The organism is Meiothermus hypogaeus, assembly GCF_003574035.1.
GTDB lineage: Bacteria > Deinococcota > Deinococci > Deinococcales > Thermaceae > Meiothermus > Meiothermus hypogaeus.
On sequence record NZ_QWKY01000100.1, the window covers coordinates 1 to 9551 of the forward strand.

A 9551-nucleotide genomic window follows, 5' to 3' on the forward strand; every position below is an offset into this window, starting at 1 on the left:
CGAATCGACCGAATCTGGTATAAAGAAATTGGGCCGGACATATTGTCCGGCCTTTATTCATGGGATCACTGTCCGTAGCGCTGTGATACCCCCGCCAATCCGGCCACCCCCACCCCCACGACCGGCCTGGTGCTGCGGCTCGAGGGCACCAGTTGGCTCCGCGTGACCGATGCCCGCACCGGCAGGCAGCTCTACGAGGGCACCGCCCCCAGCGGAACCCAGCTCAGCTTTCCCCTCCCGGTGGTGGTGCGGGCCGGCAACGCCGGGGTGGTGCGGGTCATTGTGGGCGGCCAGGACCGGGGCCGCATGGGCAACGTAGGGCAGGTCGTATCACAGCGCTACGGACAGTGATCCCATGAATAAAGGCCGGACAATATGTCCGGCCCAATTTCTTTATACCAGATTCGGTCGATTCGTTACCGAATGGTAACGAATCAACAGGGCCGAAGTTATCCGCGTAGCGGAGGGCGATACCGCCCCTTGGAAGTTATCCGCGTAGCAGAGGGCGATACCGCCCCTTGAAAGGGAGACGCTTTCTTCGCCGACCGACAGTGAAGGGCCATCGGCCCCCGGCTAGCGCCGGTACTCAAGGGAGGGGTGTGCTCTAGGATTCAAAAAGACAACCTATGGGTTTTTTGTTTTTGTGAACTGTCTTTTTGAATCCGGTATTAGAACCCCTTATCGCTTCAGGAAATTACCCAGCATCCGCACCACGTCGTCCACCACATTACCGTCGCGATTCTGGTCGAGCAGCATACTGACCAGATTGAAGGCCTGGGGCTGCTGCTGCTGCATCTGCCCGGTAGCTTGTCCCAACAGATCGAGTAACCCCCCCACCCCCGTGCCTTGCTGACGGGTGGTTTTGCCCAAAGCCCCCATCACCAGCGGCGCCAGCATCTCCAGAAGGCTCCCCACCTGCCCCGGGTTGATGCCAGCCGCCTGTCCAATTCCTTGCTGCACCATCGCCCGCTGATCGCCCAGCACATGCCGCAGGATGCCTGCCCCCGGCCCCTGCTGGGCATTGCCTAAAAAATCCATCAAATTGTCCAGAACACTCCCATCGTGATCGCGCTCTAAAGCATTCGCCAGCGACTCGGCCCCCTGGGGGTCGGCGGCGTTGCGCTGCAAGCCCTGCAAGAGGGCCGGTAGTGCCATCCCGATAGCACTCTGTAACTGGGTGTCCGAAGCCCCCAGTTGGCCCGCCATCTGCTTGATGGTGTTTTCGTTGAGGGCCGCTCCAAGCAAATCCATTAGTCCTGCCATATTGACCTCCGGTTTCCACTGGCCACGAATGCAGATTCCTAGAAACCTTACAGATTCTAGCATTACCCTTTGCAGGAGATTTGTAGGTGGTTCCTGGCGTCTGGCGCAGCAAAGCAAGCACCTAAAGCACAAGGGCCAGATAATGGCTATGGGCCTGCGACATGAGACGTGCCAATGCTTGGCTACAACAGACGTAACCCCCTCAACTTTGCTTTTTACACCCAATCAGAGCTATTCCTGCTATACTCGAGCGCGTTGTCGCGCGAAGGGCGCGCAGGAGAACGAATGGTAGGCAAGGTTGGGTTTGTAAGTCTGGGCTGTCCCAAGGCCCTGGTGGATTCGGAGCAGATACTCTCGCGTTTGCGGGCCCAGGGGTACGAGACCGCCCCCACCTATCAGGACGCCGATGTGGTGGTGGTGAATACCTGCGGCTTCATCACCCCGGCGGTGGAAGAGTCCCTCACCGCCATTGGCGAGGCCCTCTCGGAGAATGGCAAGGTGATTGTGACCGGCTGCCTGGGGGCCCGCCCCGAGGTCATTCAGCAGGCTCATCCGCAGGTGCTGGAAGTCACCGGCCCCGGCGAAGTAGACAAGGTACTGGCCGCCGTGCAGCGGGTAGCGCCGGTAGACCCGAACCCCTTCACGGCCCTGGTGCCTCCCCAGGTCAAGCTCACCCCCCGCCACTACGCTTACTTGAAAATTGCCGAGGGCTGCAACCACAAATGCAGCTTCTGCATCATTCCCAAGCTGCGCGGCCTGCAACAAAGCCGCGACGCCGCTGATATCCTCTTCGAGGCAGCCCGGCTGGTGGGCACCGGCACCAAAGAGCTGCTGGTGATTGCCCAGGACACCTCCGCCTACGGGGTGGACATCCGCCACCGCCCATCGGACTACGCGGGCCAACCGGTGCGGGCGCACCTGGTAGACCTGGTGAACGAACTCGCAGGGCTGGGAGCCTGGTTGCGGCTGCACTACGTATACCCCTACCCGCACGTGCGCGACCTGATTCCCCTGATGGCCGAGGGCAAGCTGCTGCCCTACCTGGATGTGCCGTTGCAGCACGCCAGCCCCAAAATCCTGCAGGCCATGCGCCGCCCCGGGGGGGCCGAAAGCCATCTCAAGACTATTCAGGAATGGCGTGCCATCGCCCCCGACCTGGCGATACGCTCGAGCTTCATCGTGGGCTTCCCTGGCGAAACCGAGGAAGACTTTGCGCTTTTGCTGGACTTCCTCGCTGAGGCGCGACTCGACCGGGTGGGCTGCTTCACCTACTCCGAGGTGGAAGGAGCCGACGCCAACGCCCTGCCGGGCGCGGTGCCCCAGGAGGTCAAAATGGAGCGCCAGGCTCGCCTGATGGCCTTGCAGCAACAGATTAGCCTCGAGAAAAACCAGGCCAGGGTAGGCCAGACCCTGGAGGTCATTGTGGACGACTACGGCGAGCTTCCGGGCCAGGTGGTGGGCCGCTCCAAGTACGATGCGCCGGGCATCGATGGCCTGGTGTACGCCGAAACCGACGGAACGGTCAAGATAGGCGACCTTATCCGGGTCAGGGTCACGGAGGCCGAAGCCTACGACCTGCATGGTCAGATGGTGGGTCGGGTGCCCTGGAAGCCGGGGGTGCCGGTGATGCACAACGTAGCCACAGAAACAATTCAGGTGTAAGCTGAACCCGGTTTGGCCTATGGAACCTTTTCAGGTCTGTCTGGACTTGAGTATTCGACAAAACCGGGAGACCGAATCCCCTGAAAACCGCCACAGGGGCCTTCGGCCTTTGGCTTTCAGCTTTTGGCAGGTAGCAAAGCGGAGCCCACTATGTACATTGTGATTGCCGGCGGCGGCGAGATCGGCTCGCAAATTGCCAAAGCCCTCCACACCCAGCACGACCTGGTGGTGGTGGATACCAACCCCGAGGCCAAAGAACGCCTGGGGGGGCTGGATGTGCAGGTGGTGATTGGCAGCGTCACCGACCCCGAAGTCCTGCGCGAGGCCAAGGTAGACCTCTGCAACACGTTTCTGGCTACGACGAACTGGGACGAGGTCAACCTGATTGCCTGCATGCTGGCCAAGGGGCTAGGGGCCAAGGAAACCCTCTGCTTTGTGGGTAAGCAATCCTATGTGGATATCCTGACCGACCCCCGCACGGTGGAAATTCTGGGCACCCGCATCGACCAGGTCTTCTGGCCGCAGCGCTCGCTGGCCAAGGAAATTGTCGAGGTGATCCGCATTCCGGGCGCGGTAGACACCGAGGTGCTGGCTGGAGGACGGCTGCGCTTCGTGGAGTATCAGGTGCGGGAGGGCGGCCCCTATGCGGGCAAGGCCCTGGCTTCGCTGGACTGGCCTCCGGGCAGTTTCCTGGCCGGTATCCTGCGCGAGGGCAAGTTCTACACCGCGACCAACCCCAGGTTCAATGAGCTGGCCCTCGAGCCCGAAGACCGCATCTTCTTCATGACCACCCCGCAGGGCTTCGATGCCATTCAGGCCTGCTTTGCCCCCCGCGAGCGGGTACGGCGGGTAATGGTGGTGGGGGGTGGCAACGTGGGTTTTATGGTGGCCCAAGAGTTGATCAAACACCGCCTCGAGGTCACCATCATCGACCACAACCCCGACCGCTGCGCCTGGCTGGCCGAGCACCTGCCGGGAGCGCTGGTGCTCGAGGGCGACGGCACCGACTTAGAGCTTTTGGAGTCCGAGGGCCTCGACCATGTGGACGTGATGGTAGCGGTCACGGAAAACGACGAGAAAAACCTGCTGGTCTCGCTTTTGGCCAAGCAGGTGGGGGTAGCCAAGGTGATTACCCGGGTCAACCGGGGCGAAAACCGCCGCCTCTTCGAGCACGTGGGCATCGACATCCCCCTCACCCCCCGCGCCGCCGCAGTGCGTGAGGTGGTGGACTGGATCGCTCCCGACAACGTAGACCACCTGGCCCTGATCGAAGACCAGGTCGAACTCCTGGAGTTCGAGGTGCCCCCCGATTTCCGCGAGACCCCCATAGAAAAGTTGCCCATGCCCGACGGCGCGGTGGCGGTGGCCCTCGAGCGTGGTACTAAGGTTTATCTGCGCTCTCCTACGCTGGCCGTTACGGCAGGCGATAAGCTCCTGGTGCTCACCGACCGGCAGGTGGCCGATGAAGTCCTGGCCCAGGTTCGCTAAGTCTATTGCGGCCAACCCCATCCCGGTGGCTACCTACATGACCGGAACGGTGTATGTGGCGCTGGGTGCGGTGATGGGCCTGCTGGGCCTGACCGATACGCTCATGGGCGAAGATGCCCTGGGCTTTTTTGTGGGGGCGGCCATTGGGCTGGCCCTTGGTTGGGTTCTCCGGCAGCTTGGAAGCCCCCAGGCCGAGCCGCGCCGGGCCGAAGCCCTGCTCACAGTGGCCGGCCTCTGGATTCTGGTGCCCATGCTGGGGGCCATCCCCTACTGGATTTCCGGGGGGCTTAGCTACCTGGACGCCCTGTTCGAGGCCACCTCGGGCTTCAGCACCACCGGGGCCACCATCCTGGCCGACTTCTCGCAGTTCAGCTATGGGCTTTTCTTCTGGCGCAGCCTGAGCCAGTGGTTTGGCGGGATGGGCATCCTGCTTCTCTTTATTGTGGTTCTGCCCCACCTGGCCCTGGCAGGACGGCAGATGTTTTTTGCCGAGACCACCGGCGTGCAAAAGCAGCAGCTCACCCCCAAGCTGCGCCAGACGGCCAACTACATCCTGCGGGTCTATCTGCTGTTGACCCTGCTCACCCTGACCGCCTACCTGCTGACCGGGGTGCCGGCGTTCGAGGCCATCACCAACACCTTCTCGAGCGTCTCCGCCGGCGGTTTTAGCCCCAACCCCCAGAGCTTTTCCGCCTACGCCCCCCTCACCCATTGGGTGGCCGCCGGGGTAATGTTTCTCACCGGGGTGAACCTGCTGCTGCAGTACCGGGCTATTTTTGGCCGTGAGTACAGCGCTCCCCTGCGCGACCCCGAATTTCGGGCCTATGCCCTGATTGTGCTTACGGTGGGGCTGGTGTTGGCAGGGGTGCTCTACCTGCGGCACGACTATAGCCTGGAGCCGGCCCTGCGCCATGCTTTCTTTCAAACCGCCTCCATCATCACCGGCACTGGCTTTGCCTCGGCCGACTTTGCCCAGTGGGTGGTACCTGCCCAAACCCTCCTGGTCATGCTGATGTTCATCGGAGGCAGCGCCGGCAGCGTGGGGGGGAGCATCAAGGTCATCCGCTGGCTGGTGATTGGCGCTCTGGTGCGGCGGGAGCTGCAGCGGGCCCTGCACCCCCAGGCCGTGCTGCCGTTGCGGGTGGGCAACAAGAACATCGGCGAGGATGTGATGCGTTCGGTGGCAGCTTTTATCACCCTTTATGTGAGCCTTTTTGCCCTGGGTGTGCTGGTAATGGGGGTCCTGGAAGAAGACTTCGTGGTGGCCTTTACCGCCTCGGCAGCGGCCATCGGCAACGTGGGGCCTGGGCTGGGAGAAGTGGGACCCATGGCCCACTACGGCAATCTGCACCCTGTTTCCAAAGCCGTCATGATTTTTCAAATGTGGGCCGGTCGCATTGAGCTAATTGCCGTCTTTTCTCTATTCACACCCGAGCTATGGCGTCGGCTAAGGGCCTGAAGCAGGACTCCAGATGAAAGCAAGAGCGAAACCCTGGCTACTGGAAAACCTGCGCTTTGCCTACTACTTCCTGGGGGTGGTCTACCTGGCTATGGGTGTGGTGATGCTGGGGCTCGAGGCCCTCTCGCTGCTCCTGCGCGAATCGGCCTGGGGTTTCCTCAGCGGGGCGGTGGCGGGCCTGGGGCTGGGCGCCTGGTTTCGCAAGCTGGGCGACCCCAAACACGAGCCGGGCCGGGCCGAAGCCCTGCTCTCCATCGCCCTGATCTGGCTGCTGGTGCCCGCTCTGGGGGCTATCCCCTTCTGGATTTCCGGGGGAATGCCTTATCTGGATGCGCTGTTTGAGTCCATGTCGGGCTTCACCACCACCGGGGCCACAGCCCTGGCCGATTTTTCCCAGTTTGGCTACAGCCTGTTCTTCTGGCGCAGCCTGATGCAGTGGTTTGGGGGGGTGGGCTTCCTGGTGCTGGCGGTGGCCCTGCTGGCCCATCTGGCCGTGGCAGGGCGTCAGCTTTTTATCACCGAGAGCACCGGGGTCCAAAAAGAACCCTTCACCCCTCGTTTGCGCACGGCCGCCCTGAGCATCCTCAAGGTATACGCTGTCCTCACCCTGGCAGCCGCTGTGTGCTACTGGATTGCTGGCGTACCAGCATTTGAGGCCGTCTGTAACGCCCTGACCACCCTGCCCGCAGCCGGCTTCAGCCCCAACCCCCGTAGTTTTGAACAGTACACCCCGCTGGCCCAGTGGTTCGGCACCCTGTTCATGTTTCTGGGCGGGGCAGGTTTCGTTCTCCAGTACAGGCTTTTTTTCACGCTGGACCCCCGCCCGCTATTGAAAGATGTGGAGCTGCGGGTTTACACCCTGATAGTGCTGGTCTTTAGCGTGTCGCTGGCTGCCTTTCTGATGACCCACCACACCCAGGCCATGAACTATAGCTGGGCCGACGCCTTTCGCCATGCCTTCTTCAACGTCACCTCCATCATCACCACCACCGGCTACGCCAGCGCCGACTTTGCCCTGTGGGTTCCGGCGGCCCAGGCCATTCTGGTCACGGCTATGTTTGTGGGTGGATGCGCAGGCTCGGGCGCGGGCGGCATCAAGGTGATTCGCTTGCTGGTGGTGGGGGCCATTGTGCGGCGGGAACTTATACGTTCGTTGCACCCCCAGGCCATCATCACCCTGCGTCTGGGCAGCAAAACCCTGGGAGAGGACGTGATGCGCTCGGTGGCAGCGTTCATCACTCTCTATGTGGCCCTGGTGGTCGCAGGGGCCCTGCTGATTTCGTTGCTCGAGAACGATTTCATCCTGGGTCTAACCGCCAGTGCGCAGGCGGTGGGCAACATCGGGCCCGGACTCGGCGAGGTAGGGCCCATGGGAAGCTATGCCGGTCTGGAGCCGCTTTCGAAGGTTATCCTGATTTTTCAGATGTGGGCCGGGCGTATTGAGTTGATTCCGGTATTTTTATTACTGACGCCAGAGCTCTGGAAAAAGCTGCGGGGCTAAGGCCAATGGCCGTCGAGGTTCACCCCTGCCCGCATCCTGCCCGGCCTTCAGCATTTGGCCTTTGGGTTATACCAGATTCGTTTGATTCGTTACCGTTCGGCAACGAATCAACAGGGCCGAAGGGAGAGATCTAGGATTCAAAAAGACAACTTATGGGGTTTTTGTTTTTTATAAACTGTCTTTTTGAATCCGGTATTAAGGCTTTTTTCAGCCACCACGCTGCGGTAGACTGAAGCCGATGTCCAGGCCACCCATCCCAGAATCGTTTCGCCTTGACCACAAAAAAGTCCGGGCCCCCTATGTGCGGCTGGCAGGGGTGAAGGAAACCCCCAGGGGCGACCGGATTGAAAAGTACGACCTGCGCTTAGTCCAGCCCAACAAAGAAGCCCTGGGCACCGGCGCGCTTCACACCCTCGAGCACCTCCTGGCCACCTATATGCGCGGTCACCTCGAGGGGGTAGTAGACATTTCACCCATGGGCTGCCGCACCGGGTTTTATATGGTGGTGCTGGGGGAGCCGGGGCCCCAGAAGGTACTGGAGGCTTTCAGGGAAACGCTCAAAGACGTGGTCAACCATACTGAACCCGTACCCGGGGTGAGCGAGCTCGAGTGCGGCAACTACCGCGACCACGACCCCCAGGGCGCCAGGGCCTGGGCCGAGCGGGTACTGAATGAGGGTCTGCACGTGCAAGAAACCGTCGAAATTACGTCCTAGTCGGTTAGATGCGTATACCCTGTTTCGTTGCTTGTGATACCGGATTCAAAAAGACAGTTTACAAAACCAAAAACACCAGAGGCTGTCTTTTTGAATCCTAGAGCACACCCCTCCCTTGAGTACCGGCGCTAGCCGGGGGCCGATGGCCCTTCACTGACGGTCGGCGAAGAAAGCGTCTCCCTTCCAAGGGGCGGTATCGCCCTCCGCTACGCGGATAGGTCGGGTTGATTCTTTACCGTTCGATAACGAATCAAACGAATCTGGTATGATTTGGGGCTTTCCCAACGCCCCGGTGTTGGAAGTTCACCCTTATGAATGCTAGGCTACCCGGTATGTCGATGGTTGCCCTGTTTGCTGCCGAAGGCGCCGAAGCCCAGGCTTTGCGAGGACAGCTTAGCTTGCAAGAGGCCCTGGATGGCCCCTGGGTTATCCACCAGGGCGAGCTGGGGCGCTATCCGGTGGTACTGATCGAAACCGGGGTGGGCAAAGCAGCCGCTGCCGCCGCTGTGGCCTACGCCAAGGTTCGCTTCAACCCGTCCCAATCGTTCTGGGTAGGTGTAGCGGGGGCCTTGAACCCCGACCTTAAGACCCTGGATCTAATTCTGGCCCAGGATGCCGTGCAGTACGACGTAGACATTACGGCCTTTGGCCGCGCACCGGGCGAACTGGCCACCGGCGAGCGCTTCATTCCCGCCGATGCGGGGCTCACCTCAAGGGTTTTGCGCACCGCGCTGGCCATGGGGCTGCCCATCTACTTGGGACGCATCGCCAGCGCCGACCGTTTTCTGGCCCACCGCAGCGAGGCCGAGGAGGTGCGCCGGGTGTTCGCCGCCGACGCCGTAGAAATGGAGGGTGCCGCAGCTTTATGGACGGCCAAGCGCATGGGGATGCCCATGGCCCTGCTGCGGGCCATTACCGACCAGGCCGGCAGCGAAGCTCCCGTGGCCTTTGAAACCTTTTTAGAAAGTGCGTCCAAGCGCCTGGCTGGCCTCATCGGCCAGGTATTGAGCACCTAAGCCAACCAATGGCAGACAGCGGGGTTGTACCGCTTCCACACGGGTTTATGGACTTTGGTTTTGGATTAATACCGGATTCAAAAAGACAGTTTACAAAACCAAAAACACCAGAGGCTGTCTTTTTGAATCCTAGAGCACACCCCTCCCTTGAGTACCGGCGCTAGCCGGGGGCCGATGGCCCTTCACTGTCGGTCGGCGAAGAAAGCGTCTCCCTTCCAAGGGGCGGTATCGCCCTCCGCTACGCGGATAACTTCGGTCGGGTTAGTTCGTCACCAAAGGGTGACAAACTAACCGAATCTGGTATAAGACCTCGTCCTGGCGGGTGTGTCCTGAAAATAGGCAAACAGCCTAAACTGTTGGAATGAGCGAAATACGGGAACGGATGCATCAGTTGGTGGATGAGTACGAGCGGCTGGGAGAGGGGAAGAGTATAGCCGAGCAGGAGTT

At 61.0% G+C, this 9551-nt stretch carries 8 protein-coding genes; 7 read left to right on the top strand and 1 reads right to left on the bottom strand.

Translation table 11 applies throughout. From position 1 onward, the window contains the following. Positions 1–129: 129 nt before the first annotated feature. Positions 130–351: a DUF4115 domain-containing protein gene (locus Mhypo_RS15955; protein WP_240637293.1), complete on the top strand. Its 222-nt coding sequence runs from the start codon at positions 130–132 to the stop codon at positions 349–351. A 327-nt stretch (positions 352–678) separates the two neighbouring features. Here Mhypo_RS15955 and Mhypo_RS15960 read toward each other — a convergent pair whose 3' ends face one another. Next, positions 679–1263 (bottom strand): DUF937 domain-containing protein, encoded by a 585-nt coding sequence (locus Mhypo_RS15960; RefSeq protein WP_170148332.1) that lies wholly within the window; start codon positions 1261–1263, stop codon positions 679–681. Between the two features lie 285 nt (positions 1264–1548). On the opposite strand from Mhypo_RS15960, the gene rimO reads away from it, so the two are divergent. The 6 genes from rimO (at position 1549) to mtnN (ending at position 9104) form a co-directional block, all read left to right on the top strand. Next, positions 1549–2925: a 30S ribosomal protein S12 methylthiotransferase RimO gene (gene rimO / locus Mhypo_RS15965; RefSeq protein ID WP_119342257.1), complete on the top strand. Its 1377-nt coding sequence runs from the start codon at positions 1549–1551 to the stop codon at positions 2923–2925. 150 nt (positions 2926–3075) lie between these two features. Continuing rightward, complete coding sequence (trkA, locus tag Mhypo_RS15970; RefSeq protein ID WP_119342258.1) at positions 3076–4413, top strand: Trk system potassium transporter TrkA; 1338 nt, start codon at positions 3076–3078, stop codon at positions 4411–4413. Further along, the gene (locus Mhypo_RS15975) at positions 4388–5872 is read left to right on the top strand and encodes a TrkH family potassium uptake protein (protein WP_371862149.1); all 1485 of its coding nucleotides are present in this window, start codon (positions 4388–4390) and stop codon (positions 5870–5872) included. The genes trkA and Mhypo_RS15975 overlap by 26 nt, the downstream gene beginning before the upstream one ends. A gap of 13 nt (positions 5873–5885) precedes the next feature. Beyond that, positions 5886–7373, top strand: coding sequence for a TrkH family potassium uptake protein (locus Mhypo_RS15980; protein ID WP_119342259.1), 1488 nt, complete (start codon positions 5886–5888; stop codon positions 7371–7373). 238 nt (positions 7374–7611) lie between these two features. After that, entirely contained in the window at positions 7612–8088 is a 477-nt protein-coding gene (locus tag Mhypo_RS15985) for an S-ribosylhomocysteine lyase (protein WP_119342260.1), read from the top strand. Positions 8089–8426: 338 nt separating this feature from the next. Beyond that, positions 8427–9104: a 5'-methylthioadenosine/S-adenosylhomocysteine nucleosidase gene (gene mtnN, locus Mhypo_RS15990; RefSeq protein ID WP_186814679.1), complete on the top strand. Its 678-nt coding sequence runs from the start codon at positions 8427–8429 to the stop codon at positions 9102–9104. Positions 9105–9551 lie beyond the last annotated feature (447 nt).

Bases quoted from the DNA above. Each gene is read 5' to 3' on its own strand.
- Mhypo_RS15985 (WP_119342260.1), top strand. From the start codon at position 7,612: ATGTCCAGGCCACCCATCCCAGAATCGTTTCGCCTTGACCACAAAAAA.
- mtnN (WP_186814679.1), top strand. From the start codon at position 8,427: ATGGTTGCCCTGTTTGCTGCCGAAGGCGCCGAAGCCCAGGCTTTGCGA.
- trkA (WP_119342258.1), top strand. From the start codon at position 3,076: ATGTACATTGTGATTGCCGGCGGCGGCGAGATCGGCTCGCAAATTGCC.
- Mhypo_RS15960 (WP_170148332.1), bottom strand. From the start codon at position 1,263: ATGGCAGGACTAATGGATTTGCTTGGAGCGGCCCTCAACGAAAACACC.
- rimO (WP_119342257.1), top strand. From the start codon at position 1,549: ATGGTAGGCAAGGTTGGGTTTGTAAGTCTGGGCTGTCCCAAGGCCCTG.
- Mhypo_RS15980 (WP_119342259.1), top strand. From the start codon at position 5,886: ATGAAAGCAAGAGCGAAACCCTGGCTACTGGAAAACCTGCGCTTTGCC.
- Mhypo_RS15975 (WP_371862149.1), top strand. From the start codon at position 4,388: ATGAAGTCCTGGCCCAGGTTCGCTAAGTCTATTGCGGCCAACCCCATC.